This window comes from Coprococcus sp. RTP21281st1_F1_RTP21281_210402, from assembly GCF_040915325.1.
In the GTDB taxonomy this organism is placed as follows: Bacteria; Bacillota; Clostridia; order Lachnospirales; family Lachnospiraceae; genus Coprococcus; species Coprococcus aceti.
The window spans coordinates 153,875-172,120 of record NZ_JBCPDQ010000005.1 but is presented as its reverse complement, the minus strand read 5'-3'; the positions used below and the strand labels follow the sequence as shown (position 1 = coordinate 172,120).

General features: G+C 43.8%; 17 protein-coding genes and 1 pseudogene. 5 read left to right on the top strand and 13 right to left on the bottom strand.

The window, feature by feature from the left end; all coding sequences use genetic code 11:
• Positions 1–32: 32 nt before the first annotated feature.
• The 10 genes and pseudogenes from AB5150_RS08695 to AB5150_RS08650 form a co-directional block, all read right to left on the bottom strand.
• A complete protein-coding gene (locus tag AB5150_RS08695) occupies positions 33–1,331 on the bottom strand; it encodes a GHKL domain-containing protein (RefSeq protein ID WP_055223768.1) in 1,299 nt (432 codons plus the stop codon).
• Positions 1,328–2,053, bottom strand: a complete 726-nt coding sequence (locus AB5150_RS08690) for a LytR/AlgR family response regulator transcription factor (RefSeq protein WP_368291699.1) — start codon at positions 2,051–2,053, stop codon at positions 1,328–1,330. Before AB5150_RS08690 ends, AB5150_RS08695 begins: the two co-directional genes overlap by 4 nt.
• A gap of 481 nt (positions 2,054–2,534) precedes the next feature.
• Positions 2,535–3,011: an LURP-one-related/scramblase family protein gene (locus AB5150_RS08685; protein WP_055223764.1), complete on the bottom strand. Its 477-nt coding sequence runs from the start codon at positions 3,009–3,011 to the stop codon at positions 2,535–2,537.
• 75 nt (positions 3,012–3,086) lie between these two features.
• Entirely contained in the window at positions 3,087–3,551 is a 465-nt protein-coding gene (locus AB5150_RS08680) for a DUF2752 domain-containing protein (protein WP_082431310.1), read from the bottom strand.
• Positions 3,491–4,036, bottom strand: a complete 546-nt coding sequence (locus AB5150_RS08675) for an alpha/beta hydrolase (protein WP_055223760.1) — start codon at positions 4,034–4,036, stop codon at positions 3,491–3,493. Before AB5150_RS08675 ends, AB5150_RS08680 begins: the two co-directional genes overlap by 61 nt.
• Before the next feature lie 100 nt (positions 4,037–4,136).
• Positions 4,137–5,201, bottom strand: a complete 1,065-nt coding sequence (gene queA / locus AB5150_RS08670) for a tRNA preQ1(34) S-adenosylmethionine ribosyltransferase-isomerase QueA (protein WP_055223842.1) — start codon at positions 5,199–5,201, stop codon at positions 4,137–4,139.
• Positions 5,202–5,427: 226 nt separating this feature from the next.
• Positions 5,428–5,820: a hypothetical protein gene (locus tag AB5150_RS08665; protein WP_055272543.1), complete on the bottom strand. Its 393-nt coding sequence runs from the start codon at positions 5,818–5,820 to the stop codon at positions 5,428–5,430.
• A 132-nt stretch (positions 5,821–5,952) separates the two neighbouring features.
• Positions 5,953–6,582 (bottom strand): annotated as a pseudogene (locus AB5150_RS08660) (DUF4368 domain-containing protein); the annotation flags it as partial.
• Positions 6,583–6,824: 242 nt separating this feature from the next.
• Positions 6,825–7,028 carry a hypothetical protein gene (locus tag AB5150_RS08655; protein ID WP_082419760.1) on the bottom strand — a complete coding sequence of 68 codons (204 nt, stop codon included), beginning with the start codon at positions 7,026–7,028 and terminating at the stop codon, positions 6,825–6,827.
• Positions 7,029–7,174: 146 nt separating this feature from the next.
• The gene (locus tag AB5150_RS08650) at positions 7,175–7,399 is read right to left on the bottom strand and encodes a helix-turn-helix domain-containing protein (protein WP_055223756.1); all 225 of its coding nucleotides are present in this window, start codon (positions 7,397–7,399) and stop codon (positions 7,175–7,177) included.
• Between the two features lie 302 nt (positions 7,400–7,701).
• On the opposite strand from AB5150_RS08650, the gene AB5150_RS08645 reads away from it, so the two are divergent.
• The 5 genes from AB5150_RS08645 to AB5150_RS08625 all read left to right on the top strand — a co-directional run bounded on the left by AB5150_RS08645 (position 7,702) and on the right by AB5150_RS08625 (position 13,958).
• On the top strand, positions 7,702–8,742 hold the full coding sequence (locus tag AB5150_RS08645) for a DUF6076 domain-containing protein (RefSeq protein ID WP_215684841.1): 1,041 nt from the start codon (positions 7,702–7,704) through the stop codon (positions 8,740–8,742).
• Between the two features lie 69 nt (positions 8,743–8,811).
• Positions 8,812–9,495, top strand: a complete 684-nt coding sequence (locus AB5150_RS08640) for a response regulator transcription factor (RefSeq protein WP_055223752.1) — start codon at positions 8,812–8,814, stop codon at positions 9,493–9,495.
• Positions 9,492–10,523 carry a sensor histidine kinase KdpD gene (locus tag AB5150_RS08635; protein WP_055223750.1) on the top strand — a complete coding sequence of 344 codons (1,032 nt, stop codon included), beginning with the start codon at positions 9,492–9,494 and terminating at the stop codon, positions 10,521–10,523. Before AB5150_RS08640 ends, AB5150_RS08635 begins: the two co-directional genes overlap by 4 nt.
• 122 nt (positions 10,524–10,645) lie before the next feature.
• On the top strand, positions 10,646–11,311 hold the full coding sequence (locus tag AB5150_RS08630; RefSeq protein WP_028088038.1) for an ABC transporter ATP-binding protein: 666 nt from the start codon (positions 10,646–10,648) through the stop codon (positions 11,309–11,311).
• Between the two features lie 13 nt (positions 11,312–11,324).
• Positions 11,325–13,958 (top strand): ABC transporter permease, encoded by a 2,634-nt coding sequence (locus tag AB5150_RS08625; RefSeq protein ID WP_055223746.1) that lies wholly within the window; start codon positions 11,325–11,327, stop codon positions 13,956–13,958.
• A gap of 134 nt (positions 13,959–14,092) precedes the next feature.
• Here AB5150_RS08625 and AB5150_RS08620 read toward each other — a convergent pair whose 3' ends face one another.
• The 3 genes from AB5150_RS08620 to pheS all read right to left on the bottom strand — a co-directional run bounded on the left by AB5150_RS08620 (position 14,093) and on the right by pheS (position 18,081).
• The gene (locus AB5150_RS08620) at positions 14,093–14,290 is read right to left on the bottom strand and encodes a helix-turn-helix domain-containing protein (protein ID WP_317233054.1); all 198 of its coding nucleotides are present in this window, start codon (positions 14,288–14,290) and stop codon (positions 14,093–14,095) included.
• A 237-nt stretch (positions 14,291–14,527) separates the two neighbouring features.
• The gene (pheT, locus tag AB5150_RS08615) at positions 14,528–16,957 is read right to left on the bottom strand and encodes a phenylalanine--tRNA ligase subunit beta (RefSeq protein WP_055273583.1); all 2,430 of its coding nucleotides are present in this window, start codon (positions 16,955–16,957) and stop codon (positions 14,528–14,530) included.
• Positions 16,958–17,061: 104 nt separating this feature from the next.
• On the bottom strand, positions 17,062–18,081 hold the full coding sequence (gene pheS / locus AB5150_RS08610; RefSeq protein ID WP_015533215.1) for a phenylalanine--tRNA ligase subunit alpha: 1,020 nt from the start codon (positions 18,079–18,081) through the stop codon (positions 17,062–17,064).
• Between the last annotated feature and the right edge of the window lie 165 nt (positions 18,082–18,246).

The following is an 18,246-nucleotide window of genomic DNA, read 5'->3' as shown; positions in this document are numbered from 1 at the left end:
TCCGTTTTATTTTACATAAACATCAAACTGTTTTACATAGTAGCATTTGACAGATATATGACCGTATGGAATCTTTGATCATCCTCTGAATAATATGCATCAACACTGCCACCATACTTTTCTGCGACCTTTTTCATACTCTTTATTCCAAATCCATGGAATTTTTGATCCGGCTTACCGGACTTTTGTGAATCATATCTGTGCGTACAATCATTTGTCATTGCTATGATCGTTCCACCATCGTTCCCCTGTGAATTCATTCTAAGTTCCACACTGGCACTGCCTATTTCACTCATTGCCTCACTGGCATTGTCCAGCATATTACACAGAAGGACAGTTAAGTCATCTACCTGCATGTAATCCATACGTGCCCTTCTCACATCAAAATCATAATGAATCCCCGCATCAATGAACCTGCTGGCATATCTATTAAGAATAACATTTACCATATGATCATCCGAAAACCTTATAGTCTCTTTCAACTCGCTGGATTCATATATCCTTTCAGTATATTCAACTGCCTTATCGTAATCATGATGTTCGAGCAAATCATGTATCCCGCTGATATGCTTTTTTATGTCATGTATCATTATTTTCTGCTCTTCGTCCTGACTGATAATTTTTTTATAATACTCAACGTCATATTTTTCTCTCTGGATCTGCAATGTCTTATCCAGATTCTCCTTGTAGGCACTCTGCAGATATCCGTAGATCACAAATGAAATAATAATTATCACCAGACAGATTATTGAACAATACAACACTATGGATTCCTGCATTTTGCTGATGTCAGAAAAGTAACACATGTAATTGAGCAGACACACAACAACTATCACACACACTGGTATGACAAGAATTACCCACCCCTGTGCTCCCATATGTACATCCACCCTGTGTCTCATCCCGTATCGGCTGATTGCAAACATCACAAGGAAATACACAAACTTACTTAACATTGCAAAAAATAATACCGTCAAAACACCACCAGATGGATCCCATGCTTTTTGACTGATTCCAGAAAATACCGCCACAACCACCATCTCTGACAATGTCATAATTACTGACATTGCCACACTGTGAAAAACTGAGCTTAAAGTTTTTTGTCCATATACAAATTTTATTATTATCCAGTTGAATACTGGAAATGAAATAAAATTAAATATCAATATATTTAGTTCAAACAAACCAAATAAAACAACATAACACGCCAACACCAAAACAAATCTCTTTATCACCGTATATCTTGGTTTTACAAACATCCACTCGAAGTATTGAAATGCTATCAACGCTTCTATCAGAAAAACGATTCCATAAATCATAGCCATTGTCATGTCCTTGCCCCCTCCAAATACATCATAAATGCATGCTTAAAATTTTGATAATTGCGTTTCGTTAGATAGGCTGTTACCCCAGTATCCAGATACACCAATGAATGATCAAACCTTACTACATGTTCCATATTCACAATAAAACTTCTGTGTGTTCTAAAAAATCCCCTTGTATCCAATGTCTTCTCCCAGTAATCCATCTTTCTCACAGAGATGTATTTTCCCTCACTGGTGTTCACAAATAGCGTATGTCCCTGTGCCTTCAGGTAAATAATCTCCGGAGCTCTGAGGATTATATTTTCATTCTTTGTCTCAATCAATATCTTAGTATTTGATGTTGTGTATATCTTAAGTCCATCCTGTATATTTCGGTATATACGGGATTTGTCAAGCGGCTTTGAAATATACCTGAACACCCTCAAGCTCATAGCAGCATCAAGATAGCTGTCGTATGCCGTTATTATATATATCAGACACTCCTCATTCTGCGCCAATAGCCGTCTGCCTATATTTATCCCATTCATTCCCGGAATTACTATATCCAAGAATACAAAATCATATTTCACTTCGCTTTTTATCAGATCCTCGCCATTGTCAAACTCATATATGTTGGGTTCTTCCAAATGATTGGAAACAAAATATTCCTTTATCCATTCACTCAGCTGTTCAGTTACAAATATATCATCATCGCATACCGCTATATTAAGCTTACTTCTTTGGTCCATATACTCACCCCATTATGTAAAACATTTGAATATTATACACTTTGTTATATTACCTCTTCAATGCTGAATGCACGAAACGACATGATTGTGCCGATTTTGGACAAAAAAGGCTTTCCGGTTACAAATAACCCGAAAAGCCTTTTTGTAAACATATTCAATTACAGATTCCAAGGATGATCCAGAGCTCTGCTATCATACATCCGACTAAACATAAAAGGGATAATTTCTAAATGCTTTCTAAACGATCTTATTAATCAAAAATGTGACATACTCTTCTGCATCTCCACATTCAAAAAAATACTGTGAAATATCTCCTAATTCTACTGAGGTAACTGGAAATATCGACACATTATCCAAAATACTTTCAAATTCTTCTGTTGTCAAATAACTCATTTATTTTCAATCCGCTTTCTTGCCTTAAGCATCTTTTTCTTCTTATCAATGGATTCTGATGAAGGAGTTCTTAATACCTGTTTAAAAATTAATTATTATTCTGCGAACAATTGGCCGCATCAATGGCGATCACCAGCATAAGTGCCATGATCTCATCACCCGGATCTGAGATATCAAGTGTGTATGTATCTCCCCAGCTGAGAAGCTGCTTTGCTATATTTGCCACCAGCCTGCTTCCAGCTGTGACACTGTAATTCCACGAAAGGAAATCTCCATCACACTGCCATCCTCCATACTCAATACTGTACGATGGCTTGAAGAATGTAAATTCCTTCCTGATACTTCCACACGGTCTGCCACCCACACTGATGTCAAATGTAGGCAGGAACGCGAATAATCTCTGACTGATAAGACCTATCTCATTTCCCGCAATGTCATATACGTGAACCTGATGCGTCAGCCGAAACGCCTCCGACTTCACAAAATACTTTTTGTTTCCCCATTCATCATATATATCGTAGGTATCTGTCCAGGCAAATACCCGTTGTTTTATCATAAGTCTCATAAAATCCACTCCTTATATCATATGTCATCGTGCATAAGCGCGATGACACGCACACGCCTACTCAACTTGCGCTCATTATATGACATATCCCGGCACCACCAGCTTCACCACGTAAGACACCACAAATATCCCAAGCCACACATACACATACCACAACCGGAATCTCACAAGCGGTGTCCTGCCATTCGTGGCAAGCCTGATCGTATTGCCCACCAAATATATGATGCAGATGCACGCCAGATACACAGTCGCCACATGGTAATACATAGCCGTCAGAATATGTCCGTGGAGCATGGCAAGTACAGCCCTTGTCGTACCGCATGCGGGACATATCACCCCTGTAAACCGGCGTATCTGACACCCCTCAAGCCAGCTTGTATCCGGAAGTACACGAAGGAGCAGTATATATACCGCCGTGCCGATAAGCAGTGTTATGAGCACTGCTATCCCCGCAATATATAACTGCCCCTCTGTATGTCCTAGAAGTTCAAATAATCTATATATTTTTCCGCTATATCTTTCTGCGTTTTTATGTTCCATAGAATATCCTTTGTCTCTATTGAGTGATTGCCACCCTCATATCTGTAGAGTGGTATATGTCTTTCCTCGCAAAGTTTGGTTATCTCACCCGTATTCACTAGTGGATCCGCCGTTCCGTGAAAAGCTATGCCATTTGAATTGGCATATTGCATGGTAATCTCAAGTGGTGTGAAATATATATTTCTTACTTTAAGTCCTTTCTCCGCCACATATCTTGCAGATATAGCCGTACCTATACTCTTTGATAGAAATACTATATCCTCAGCATCCGAGAAATCCACATTCTTCAGACAATCTACCGCTTTATTCCAGCCATCATCAAATACCTTCTGTATCTCCTCCGGGAGATGTCCCGAAAGCTTGCCATATGTCACATCAACAATATCATATCCATGTGCCATCATATATTTTTTACTGTAGTAAAGTAACGGTTTATCAGTGTGATATCCGATTCCCGGGAATACCACGCATATCTTCTTTCCCATATATCTGTCTCCTCTCCGGATATAAGTCCCATCCAGAGTACATAAATTATCAGCACCCCTATTACATCATGCCTTTATTCTAATCGTCCTGATTCTTCTGCTATTTTATCAGCATAGCATCGCCAAATGAGAAGAATCTGTACTTCTCCTCAACCGCCACCTTGTACGCCTCAAGTATATGCTCTCTGTCGTACAGCGCAGAAACAAGCATAAGAAGCGTTGACTCAGGCAGATGGAAATTCGTGATGAGTGCGTCAATAACCTTGAACTTGTATCCCGGATAAATGAAAATATCCGTCCATTTGCTGCCTGCATGAACTGTTCCATCGTCGTCCGACATGGACTCAAGAGTTCTGGTACTTGTCGTTCCTACGGACACAACTCTTCCGCCTGCAGCCTTTGTCTCGTTGATCATATCAGCTGCATCCTGCTCTATGATACAGAACTCAGAATGCATGTGGTGATCTAGTATGTTCTCTTCCTTCACTGGTCTGAACGTTCCAAGTCCGACGTGAAGTGTCACATGCGCTATCTTGATTCCCTTCGCTTTGATCTGGTCAAGCAGCTCTGTTGTAAAGTGAAGTCCTGCAGTCGGTGCTGCCGCAGAACCGTCATGCTCTGCATAAACTGTCTGATATCTGTTCTTGTCCTCAAGCTTATGTGTGATATATGGAGGGAGTGGCATCTGTCCCAGCTCGTCAAGGATCTCCTCGAATATTCCATCGAACTCAAATCTGATGAGTCTGTTGCCCTCCTCAACTATATCGACGACCTCACCAACAAGTTTGCCCTTTATAAGTCCTGTCTCAGGGTCAGGTTCATTTGACTCTGAACCAAATACTATACGAGCACCCACCTTACACTTTTTGCCCGGTTTTACCAGAGTCTCCCATGTACAGTCGTCCTTTCTCTTCAGAAGAAGAACCTCTATGGATGCTCCCGTATCCTCCTTGACGCCCATAAGTCTCGCCGGAAGAACCCTTGTATCGTTGATGACCAGACAGTCTCCCGGATTCAGGTAGTCTATCACATCATAAAAGTGCTTGTGCTCTATCGTATTATCTTTTCTGTCCAGGACCATGAGACGTGACTCACTTCTCTTGAGGAGTGGGTCCTGTGCTATAAGTTCCTGTGGCAGATCATAGTAAAAGTCTGTTAATTTCATCATATCGTAATTCCTCGCATCTTCTAATCTATCATGTTCTGAGAAACACAAAACGTGTTTTCAAATTTATACAGCCGCTTTGCTTCTTGTGTGATCATATTCTCTGATACCTTGTCCGCACAAAAATAACTGTCTGGCATCAGATACAATATATCCGTTGCCAAACAGTTACATATTATACTACTATCACAAATATTTCAAGGACAGCAAACAACGCTTTCCATCTCTATTTTTTTCTGTAAAATAAAATTACCAGCCCCACTCCATTCAATACAATGCCTACAACCAACGCTCCAATTCCAATCCCTCTCCACATACATGCGTTCATCAGATATATTCCACCTATCATAAACATCACACCTATCATGATAGGTATAAATCCTGCCACCCTGAGCTTCGGCGTGTTCTCATCAGGCTTTCTCGTTGCAAGAAAACACGCAAGGGCAATCCCCATGAATACCCACGGAAGCGCCGCCGCAAGAAAATCCAACACCGCATTTCCCGTCATGATACTTGCAAATATGACAACGACAGCCACTATGATAGCCACTATGCCCACAGCGATAAGCCTACTGTTGGACCTTACGATATTTGTGTCCTTCTCTATCTTTTTCATCATATCCTGATCTCCTTTCAACAGTTCATCCAGACTGATATGATAGAGATCACTCATTTTGATCACGCTGGCAATATCTGGCATGGTCTTTCCCGTTTCCCTTAATTAAAGATATTATTGGGTAAAAAAGAAAGGTCAGTCAATTTTGCCGATGAAGCGGTAGTAGATTTCTACTTCCTGCTCACGGCTTCCGTCCTCGCCCTTGACAGCTTCGTGGACGGTTATTTTTTCAATTAGAGTGTTCAGAAGTTCTGCGGTCAGCTCCACAGGGTTGACATACTGTTTCATTAGGTCAATCCACTTTTCAGCATCCGCTGCGGTCTGTACGGCGGCTTCCATCGTTTCGTGAAGCTGTCTTATTTTTGTTTCAAGCTCCTTTTGCTCGTTCTGGTACTTCTCGGACAGCATATTGAAGTTATACTCGGTTATGCGTCCGGCAGACCAGTCCTCATACATTTTAGCAAACAGCCCGTCAACCTCGGCTTTACGCTTCTCTGCCTTTTTCAGCTCCGCAGCCTGCTTTTTCTTCGCAGAGTTTCTTTCCCTGTCGCTGGCATTGAGCAGGCGTTTCAGCAGCTTGTCCTCGTCTTTCTGTGCCAGCATAGACCAGTATTGCAGTCTTACAAGCACATAGGCATACAGTACATCATAGCGGATATAGTGCATGGAACACTGGCGTAATCCCTGTCCGTTCTTGCTGCAATGGTAGTACCCGTATGGGTTCTTATTCTGCTTGTTTTCCCCATAGGCTAAAGACCATCCGCAGACAGTCTGTGTGTCAGTGCTTCTATAAAACCCGATGAAAAGGGAAAACCGCAGAGCGGATTTCTCTTTGCGGCGGGTACACAGGGGATAGCCGCTTTAGCGGCGCAAGGGGGTGTAGCCACCTTGTCGGAGCGAAGCGAACGCAGACCTCGGACTGCTGATTTTATCAGCGGCAGAGGTAAGCTCCGCAGGACGCACGATACATGGTCTTTAGACTATGTATAGAAGTGCGCCCTTAGTTCCTAAGGGATTTTGCCGTTTCCGGCAGTCTTGTCCTTTTTCTTGGAACGCTTGGAAAGATACTTCAGGCAGTCAACCACAACCGCCCGGAAGCTCTGTTTACATTCGTGCTGGCATTTCCGGCACAGTTCGTTGTAAGTGATACGGCTGCGGTCATTTAAGAAGAAAGACCATTCCAACCGCCGCTTGTTGCTCATTCTTGCCATAACCGGCTCCTTTCTCCGTTTCTATCTGATGTACGCAGATAGGCTGTTTTGGTGTAGCGTTTCGGTATCATTTTTAAGGTTTTTTCCCTCTGTATGCCCCTTTGGAAAGTGCGGCAGTATTGCAGTCAGGGGATAATACCTCACGCTTATTTGTCGCTTCTCAGTACGGTTTCGGAGCCTTTTGCCATCCATTCAAAGAAAGCAATTTTGCTGACATTGATAAGCCTGCCCCTGCGGAACGCCGGAAAGCTGGGTGTGTGTACCAGCTCATAGGCGCTCGCTCTTGAAATTCCCATAATCCGCTGAATGTCCGCCACATCCAGAACCAGCGGTAAATCCTCGTAGCTGTTCAATCTCTTTTTATCGTTCATTCTGTTCCTCCCATAAATCAAATAGGTTAAAATGCTTCCTGTTGCCGTTCTCCCCCAAAGCCGTTTTCCTGCCCCATTCCTGCGGTGTTTCCCTGCATTGGTGCGCCGGATGCGTCACTTCTCCTGCCGGTCATATCCCTTTTGGACGGTCATTCACTTGTCAAGGTACTGTGTGGTACGAAATTACCAACTGCAATCATCATAGCGGACTATCCTTGACAAAACAATGCTTCTGCGATACCATGAGTGTAATTGATATAACTAAATTATATAATTACCATAAACAAAGGCAGGGGATAGGGATGGAGAATCAGTTTATACGGCATGAGCCATGTTTTGAGAGGATTTTGTTTGTCCTGACGCTGGACAGGAAGAAAATGAAAGAGCGGATTTTGATTGGGGAAGAACAGCAGATCCGCTTCCGGCTGAACGGGAGCCAAAACGCAGAGGTGCTTTGTGATATGACACGCCCGCTGGGAACTTTTTTGATAAACTTTGAGCGTGACACGGACAGAGACTGGAACTTATACGGGCTTTCTCCGCTGCGGCAAGCCCTCCACTCCAACCGATGGAAACAGCCGGAGCTGGAGCAGGCGGCAAGCGAATTTCTCTGGGGAAAATATCTTAGCAATGACCCTCTGGAAATGTATGTGGCGTTCCGTATCTGGAACAGCTATCTGCTTGCCAGAGAACCCCGTGACCGTAACGCTGCCTGTGACCGCTTCATGGATAAAATGAGCAGCCTGACCGGGGTATTCCATAACGAAGCCATGAGCTTTGACAGGGAGACAGGAAAACCGAAACATTTTCAAGCTGGCAGCCTTTATTTCAAAGGCGCACCGTCAGAAGATACCCGGCTTGACCTCTGGTTCCCGGACAACCGGCGCACAGAAGAATGTGTGTCTGCCTATGCGTCCCTCTACCCGTTGATTACCTATTATCTGAACAGGCTGAATGACTGGGGGCTTTGCTTCCGGCGGTGCAAGGTCTGTGGAAAATATTTTCTGGCAAAGAGCCAGCGGTATGAGCTGTGCAGCGACAAGTGCCGAAAAGCACAGGCGCTTCAAAACAAGCGTGAATTTGACGAGAGGGCAAGAGAAAATAACTATGACCTGCTTTATAAAAATGAATGCCAGAACTGGCGCAACAAAATAAACCGGGTAAAAAATACCGCAGGCTTTCCGGCTGACCGTCTGGAAAAAATACAGGCTGCCTTTTCCGACTTTAAGAAAGAAGCCTTACAGAGAAAAAAGGCTGTAAAAACAGGAACGGCCAGCCCGAAAGAATTTACGGACTGGCTGTATCAGCAGAGTAATGTAATTGTGGAACTGACTGAATACTAAATTTTTTTCTCGTTGTTAGGTTTCTGTGACATTTTGCTGATACTATAAAAAGAAAAAGGATGTGATACTATGCGAATACTGGTTGTTGAAGATGACCAGCTTTTGAATAAGACATTAAGCTATAATCTGTCGGCTGTCGGATATTCCGTGGATGGGGCTATGTCAAAGGCTGTTGCCATAAGATTTCTTGAAAAACAGGATTATGATTTAATCGTTTTGGATGTCAATCTGCCAGATGGGAACGGGTTTGATATATGCCGTGAGGTAAAAGAACGCCGTCCTGATACCGTCGTGATTTTTCTAACCGCAAATGATATGGAAAGCGATATGCTGAAAGGATTTGAACTGGGCGCAGATGATTATGTAACAAAGCCCTTTCCTATCAGCGTGTTCCAAAAGAAAGTATCTGCTTTACTGAACCGCATTTCAGCACAATCCGGCGGCGATTTCTACGATGACGGGAATTTGTATATCAATTTTTCCGAATTGTCAGCGTGTCTCGCAGGACAGCCGATTACCCTTACGTCGTTGGAATATCGTTTATTAAAAGTGCTAACAAGAAACTCACAAACTGTCCTAACACGTCAGGTATTGCTTGAAAAGCTGTGGGATGCAGATGAAAATTATGTGGATGAACACGCACTTACCACAACGATCAGCCGCATCCGCAGTAAAATTGAAACGAACCGGCATTCCTACATCAAAACCGTTTATGGTATGGGCTATATGTGGATTGGAGGAGCGCAAAAATGATTTCAAAAAAACTCTCCTTAAATAAAGTCTGCATAATACTGGCAACTACCATTTTACTTTTATCCGTGGTCATGTTTTCAGTTCTATATATCCTGACAAAAGAAATGTCTGTGGTATTTTGTAGCATGGCGTTTTGTCTGCTTTTTCTACTTTGTGTTACTGCTTTTGTGATACTGATACGGCGAAAGCTGACTTTGTTTTCTGAAATGCTTTGCTGCACCTTAGACGAAATGATGAATGGAAAAATAGATATATCACAGGTTGCCGAAGAAGAAAACCTGTTTTATAAAATCAATCATCGGCTGGTGCGCCTTTATGAGGTTATGCAGGAAAGCAAAAACAGCGTTGCCAGTGAACGAGCTGACTTACAGGAATTGATTTCCGATATTTCTCATCAGGTAAAGACACCAATATCAAACTTAAAAATGATAAATGCCACCTTATTAGAACAAGAAGTGCCACAGGATAAACAGCGGGAATTTCTACTTGCCAGTGGCACACAGCTTGATAAACTGGATTTCTTAATGCAGGCTATGATAAAAACTTCCCGACTTGAAACTGGCGTTATCTCACTTGAAAAGAAACAGCAGCCCATCTATGATACTCTTGCTATGGCGCTGGGCAGTATTTTTATGAGCGCTGAAAGAAAGCACATACAAGTTGAAGTAAACTGCCCGGAAACATTGGTTGTTTCCCATGACCGCAAATGGACAGCAGAAGCCTTATTTAACATATTGGATAATGCAGTTAAGTACACGCCGGAGTACGGTTCTATCCGTGTTTGCGTTGAAAGCTGGGAAATGCACCTGAAAGTCAGCATTACCGATACCGGCAAAGGTATTCCCGAAAACCAGCAGGGAGCAATTTTTAGGCGCTTTTATCGGGAAGAAGATGTCCACGATATAGAGGGAATCGGCATTGGGCTGTATCTCGCAAGGGAAATTATTAGCTTGCAGAACGGTTATATACAAGTCACTTCCCAAGTAGGAACAGGCTCAACATTCTCCGTTTTTCTTCCACATGAATAACCTGTTTTTTGAAATATCACAGGATTGTGACATTTCAGGGCGATTTATTATGTCGGCTGTGACATTTCTGTGAGGTTTGGTCGTTATAATGGATTTATCAAAAAGAAAGGATGGTGTTCTTTATGAGCATTTTGCAAACGACTGAACTAAAAAAATATTATGGCGCAAAACCGAACATTACCAGAGCCTTGGATGGTGTGACCCTCTCCATTGAAAAGGGCGAATTTGTTGCCATCGTAGGAACCTCCGGCAGCGGTAAATCTACACTGCTGAATATGATTGGTGGATTGGATGTGCCGACCTCTGGCAAGGTTATTGTGGATGGACGTGAACTCTCAACATTGAAAGATGAGCAGCTTACCATCTTCCGTAGGAGAAAGATTGGCTTCATCTTCCAGAACTACAATCTGGTTCCGGTGCTGAATGTCTATGAAAATATCGTGCTGCCTGTGGAGCTGGACGGAAACAAGGTGGACAAGACGTTTATGAACGAAGTTGTTCAGATGCTGGGGCTGGAGGATAAGCTGAACAATATGCCCAATAACCTCTCCGGCGGTCAGCAGCAGCGCGTAGCCATTGCCCGCGCCTTGGTGTCAAAGCCCTCTATTGTTTTGGCTGATGAACCCACCGGCAACCTGGACAGCAAGACCAGCGCCGATGTGCTGGGGCTTTTGAAAACCACAAGTCAGAAATTCCACCAAACCATCGTGATGATTACTCATAATAATGAGATTGCCCAGCTTGCCGACCGTATCATTCGGATTGAGGATGGCAAGATCGTGCAGTAAAGGGGGCGGGACTATGAATGACATTCTATTTGGCAATAATAACACAAAAACCATCAAGCGGCTGTCTAAACAATATTTCAAAAAAAATAAGGTTCGTAATCTGGCGGCGATTCTTGCGATCGTTCTGACAGCATTTTTGTTTACATCCATCACTTCACTGGTATTTAACATGGTATCCTCCATGCAGCTCTCTATGCAGATGCAGAAAGGCAGTAAGGCAGATGGAACCTTTGGGTACATGACCGAGGAACAGTTTGAGCAACTGAAAAACAGTGATTTTGTGGAGCAGGCAGGTCATCGGCGGATGATTGGATATGCAAGCAATGCCCTGGGTCATTCTGTTGAATTAAACTATGCTGATAGCATACAGCAGGAACTTACATTCTGTGTGCCAACGCATGGTTCAGCACCGGAAAAGGCAAATGAAATTGCTACTACCGAACTGGCTTTGAAAGCCCTTGGTGTGGAACCGGAGATTGGAGCAGAAGTTCCTCTGGAATTTGAAATTCGTGGAAAAACCTACCATTATGATATGGTGCTTTCCGGTTGGTGGGAAGCAAGCAACGATATGGTCAGCGTGGCGGTTCTCTCAGAGCAGTTTGTAAAAGATAATCCAGATGTAGTGAAAAATACCCGCGCAGTGGATGGAGAAATCTCAGGGGTTACTTTTTCTGACGTTGTGCTGAAAGACAAGACGAACATTCAGGAGCAGATGGATAACTTTGTCTACTCTATTGGCGGCAATCCAAAGGATATGTCTGCTGATAACTTTATCCTCTCTGTTGAAAACCAGATGGGGAAAGCCATGATTTCTCCGGAGTCCATCTTATTTGCCGTAGTATTTGTGCTGATGTTTGTATTGTGCGGCTATTTGCTGATTTATAATATTTTTGATATTTCCGTTATGCAGGATGTTCGGCAATATGGCTTACTGCGGATGATTGGTGCTTCTACGCGGCAAATTAAAAACATCGTCAATCGGCAGGCGGTATGGCTGACCCTGATTGGGCTGCCTATTGGTTTAATTGCCGGGTTCTTTGCAGGCCGGGCGTTGCTTCCGGTAGTAATGGAACTTTTTAGCTATGAGTATTCTGCGACAAGTTTGCAGACATCGACCTCCCCCGTGTTATTTATTATAGCTGCCTTGTTTACGATTCTGACGGTATTTATCAGTACCCGCAAACCAGCCAAAAAGGCCGCAAAAGTATCTCCCATGGAGGCGATCCGCTATACGGAGCAGGATGATTATAAAAAGAAAACCGTTACACGAACCAGAGGTGCAAAACTCTCCCATATGGCATTTTCCAACTTGGGACGCAATAGACGCCGCTGTGTATTCATCGTTGTTTCTATGCTTTTGTGTATCGTTCTGTTCAACACTATGATTATTGTGACACAGAGCATTGATGAAGAAAAGTGGATTACCCGCACAACGAAAACAGATTTTACCGTCTATAATTCGATTGCAGCCAATGCTTTGGAAGGCTTTAGACATCACGAAGATGCACTTCCACAGCAAGTGGTAGATATGATCCGTGAGCAGGACGGTCTGGAAGAAGAACGGTATCTTTATCGCAATACCGCAGATGACAGTAACGTGCTGGTTGATTATGGTTTTGAGGGACTGGAGTGTACCTCAACCTATGAAGATCAGGACGGTAGCCTCCGCAAAGCCTTTGGAAATTATAATATGAAGACTGCCCCGGATGCAGAAAATCTTTTCTTTGGAAATGTTTTTGGCGCTTCCGAACATTTTTGGGCGGATATGATGATTTATGCTGGAGAAACAGATCCTAATGTACTGAAACCAAAAATGCTAACTGGAGAATATGTCATTATTGGAGAAGGGTTAGACCGACTGAGTGGTGGTCCGAAAAGTACGCCCCTAACAGAACAGTTACAGATTGGCGACAGTATTTCTTTTTACAGGGATGGCGAGTTAGTCAAAACCTGCAGAATTCTTGCAAAAGCCTGTACCGTTGGAACTGAGGACGAAACGCCGTCAACAACTACGGCTATGAGGAATATTGGTGGCGATGCGCCCTTTGTGTATTTGCCGGACACTCTGTTCAAACAGATTTACACGACTCCAACTCTGCTGAGTTATGGATTTAATATGGATGATTCCTTACAGCCGCAAATGGAGGAATTTTTGAGCAGTTATGTTGAAAAGAACCCCTCTGTTACCTATACCTCAACAAAATTACTGAAAGAACAATTAAATTCTGTTGCAAGTATGGTTCTGGTTGTAGGCAGTCTGATTGGCTGTATCATGGCTTTAGTAGGACTGATTAACTTTACAAATATGATTATCACCAATATTATCACCCGCCGCCATGAGTTTGCGACTATGCAGAGTATCGGTATGACAAATCGCCAGCTTCAAAGGCTGATGGTTTATGAAGGCGTCTACTATGCCGCTGGTGCAGACATCATTGGTGGAGTGGTTGCGCTGCTGCTTACTGTGACGGTGCTGGAAAATGTCTTGAACTCGCCATCTATGTGGTTCTTCACTATGAATATCACATTGGTTCCTGTTCTGGTCATTGGTGTGCTTTATCTGCTGCTGGCTGCGGTTATTCCGCTGATCGTTCTCCACTTCTTTAACAAGGGAACTGTGGTGGAACGATTGAGGACCTCGGAATAAGAGTAATTTTCTTAATAACCATGTAAAAAACAAATCAAAAAGGTACTTGATATTGCGCTTCATTGCTTTTATCAAGTACCTTTTTTCATGCAGTATCATATAAGCGTGGATTCGTTATCTTTGGTGTTGTATCTTTAACTATGGGAAACTCCATTTTCCCAGTTGGATATCGTCTGCCTCGAAACCATAATCTTCTCAGCAGCCTGATCCTGGGTTAACCCAGCTCCATTTCTCGCTTCCTTTATCTTATTTCCAATCTCCATGTTTTTTCCTCTTTTACCTCCTTTATCAATCACTCTGAGTTCTCTATCTGAGCAAATGCTAACACCCATATCACATATTTTCCATCAAAAGGCTTTGTCCTTGCCCCGGATACAGTGTAAAAATCCTTTTACATACCTTACCATCCCGCCTCTCAGCGTTCAACATAAAAATACCACCCGGTAACAGACCTTCTGGGGTACACCTCATTTACGATCTGTTACCAGGTGGTATTTAAAATATATAATATCGATCATGCTAAACCAGATCTACACCACATGCGGCTTCCCGGCAGTGGTTATCAACTATTACGCTCTGATCTCGATTCCGAGCTTGCCGAGCTCCTTGAGGATCTTGGCAATGATTCCATCGACCTCTGATGTCTCAAGTGTTCTATCCTTAGCACGGAATGTCATTGTGTAAGCCACTGACTTCTTGCCCTTTGCGATCTGCTCACCCTCGTATACATCAAAAAGTTTGTAGCTCTCAAGCAGCTTGCCGCCACATTTCTTTATGACTTCCTCTATCTGTCCGACAAATATTTCCTTGTCCACAACAAGACTCAGATCTCTTGTACTTCCAGGGAACTTTGCGATTCCCTCGTACTTGGTATCGAAGTTTGAAAGCATAACCAGTGTAGGCATATCGATGACTGCCACATATACCTCACCCTTAAGGTTGTAGTTGTCACATACCTCAGGATGTACCTGTCCGATAAATCCAATTGTCAGGTTGCCCTTCTTGAGCTTTGCCTGACGGCCCGGATGAAGGAATGTGTACTCTGACTCAGGCTCGTATGTCACCTGTCCCTTGAGACCAACCTTGTCTGTAAGCTCCTCGAGAACTCCCTTGAGATCAAAGAAATCTCCCTGACCATACATACCGATAGTCAGCTTCATTCTCTCCTCTGGAAGCTCTGTGAGTGGAAGTGACTTTGGAAGGTATACATTTCCGAACTCATAAAGTCTTGCGATCTTGTTCTTTCTATTATAATTTGTTGCCAGTGATGTGAGAACACCGTTCAGTGATACAGTTCTCATGATACTGAAGTCCTCACCGAGAGGATTTGCTATTGTAACGGTCTTTCTAAACTCGCTGTCAGCAGGAAGAAGCAGCTTGTCAAATACCTTAGGGCTCTCGAATGAGTAGCACATACCGCCAGAGAAACCATTTGCCTCAAGGACATCCCTTGCGATGGCATTGATCATCTGGTCGTATGGGAGCTTACCAACTGTAGCCTCACCTCTTGGAAGTGATACAGGAATGTTGTCGTATCCGTAGAATCTTGCAACCTCCTCTGCCAGATCTGCCATGCAGTTCAGATCCTGTCTGAAGCTTGGCACATCCAGTGTGTTTGTCTCTGCATCATATGTGAGTCCAAGTCTGCCGAAGTAGTACAGCATCTTCTCAGGCTCAACATCTGTTCCGAGAAGCGCATTCATCTTGTCTGGCTCAAATGGGAGCTTCTTGTCCTGTACAGGATTTGGATATACATCGACAGCTCCGCCGACTACCTCACCTGCGCCCATCTCCTCGATGAGCTGACACGCTCTGTCTATTGCCTCCATAGCAAGATTTGGATCAAGTCCCTTTGTGAACTTGGCTGCCGCATCAGTTGCAAGACCGATCCTTCTGGATGAAAGTCTGATATTTGTTCCATCAAAGCAAGCTGCCTCAAAGAGCAGTGTATCGATACTGTCTGTTACCATGGAATTCTCGCCGCCCATGATTCCGGCGATACCGATCTCCTTCTCACCGTCACAGATCATCAGAACGTCATGGTCGAGCTTTCTCTCCTGTCCATCAAGTGTTACAAATGTATCTCCGTCATTTGCACGGCGGACAACGATCTTGTTGCCAGCTATGGTACTGAGATCATATGCGTGCATTGGCTGTCCGTACTCTTCCATAACGTAGTTTGTTATATCTACAAGGTTGTTGATCGAACGGATTCCCTGTGAAGCAAGTCTCTGCTGCATCCACTTTGGTGAAGGTCCGATCTTCAGGTTCTTGACAACCCTTGCTGTGTATCTAGGGCAGAGGTCAGGATCCTTTACCTCTACTGATATATAGTCATTGACGTCCTCGTCATTTCCTGTCTTTGTTACCACTGGTGGGTAAAATGACTTGTCAAATGTAGCTGCTGCCTCTCTTGCCATACCGATCATTGAGAAACAATCAACTCTGTTGGATGTGATCTCGTATTCGACAACAACATCGTCAAGTCCAAGTGCCTTCACAGCGTCATCGCCCGGCTTCACACCTGACTCCACCGGGAATACATACACGCCATCCTCCGGTGCTTCCGGATAGAAGTCTCTTGATGAACCAAGCTCCTCTATACCGCACATCATACCATTTGACTCAACTCCTCTGAGCTTACCCTTCTTGATCTTGATTCCGTCAGGGTACTCATTGTTGTCGCCGTGTGCTGCCGCAACCTTACCACCGTCAAGTACAAGTGGGATGAGATCATTGACCTTTACATTCTTTGCTCCGGTCACGATCTGAAGAGGCTCCGCCTGTCCAACATCTACCTGACATACTACAAGCTTGTCCGCATCCGGATGCTTCTCCATAGTGAGAATCTTGCCGACAACAATCTTGTCAAGATTCTTATCCTTCTGTTCGTAACCCTCTACATGTGATCCTGAGAGAGTCATGGCGTCTACAAACTCCTGAGCTGTCACGTCCAGATCAGGAACATATGCCTTTATCCATGAAATTGGTGTATTCATCTATTTGTCCTCCTATTTATCATTGAACTCCAGCCATGCAAAATTTGCCTTCGGCAAATGGCTGGAGCTGCATGTCAAGTTTTCACAGAAAACTTGACACATACTTAAAACTGGTCTAAGAATCTCATGTCGTTCTCGTAGAGAAGTCTCATGTCATCTATCTCATACTTGAGAAGTGTTACTCTCTCAAGTCCGATTCCAAATGCAAATCCTGAATATACCTCAGGATCTATTCCACAGTCGCGGAGAACCTTTGGATGAACCATACCACAGCCAAGGATCTCTATCCAGCCGCTGCCCTTACATACTCGGCATCCCTTGCCGCCGCACTTGAAGCATGTGATATCACACTCTGCTGAAGGCTCTGTGAATGGGAAGTGGTGAGGTCTGAACTTGACCTTTGTGTTCTCACCGAAGAACTCCTTTGCCCACTGCGCCAGTGTTCCCTTGAGGTCAGCCATGGTGATTCCCTTATCTATTACAAGTCCCTCTACCTGATGGAACGATGGTGAATGTGTTGCATCTACCTCATCAGCTCTGAATACTCGTCCAGGTGAGAGGATTCTGATCGGAAGATTGCCCTTCTCCATGATTCTTGCCTGAACAGGTGATGTCTGTGTACGAAGGAGGATATCCTTTGTAACATAGAATGTATCCTGCTCATCCTTTGCAGGGTGATTTGCAGGAATGTTCAGCAGCTCAAAGTTGTACTTGTCATACTCTACCTCTGGTCCCTCAACTATCTCGTAACCCATACCGATGAATACTCTCTCCAGATCTTCAAGTGCTATCTGGTTTGGATGTCTGTGTCCTGTAAGCTTCTTCACTCCTGGAAGAGTTACATCTATGGTCTCTCTCTTCATCTTCTCTGCACGGAGTGCCCTGTTGATGGACTTTGTCTTCTCATCAAGGGCTGTCTCGATGGCCTGACGCGCCTCATTTACCATCTGGCCTACCTTTGGTCTATCCTCCGGTGCTACATCCTTCATGCTTTTGAGAACCTGTGTGAGTTCTCCCTTCTTACCGAGTATCGCCACCTTCACATCGTTAAGTGTCGATACAACCTCTGCGCTCTCGATCTTGGCAAGAGCCTCTGCCTTTATGGCTTCCAACTTGTCTCTCATCGTGTTTCTCCTTTTTCTATTTATAGGGATTTCAATGTGGATCCTATATTAATTACTTCCATATATAAGTCACGGAATTGCTCGCCTACGGCTTCCGCAATTCCTACAGTAATTCGCGCTCCGCCCTATCGGGCTATGCGCTCATTCCTCTTTTTGGCGTTTACC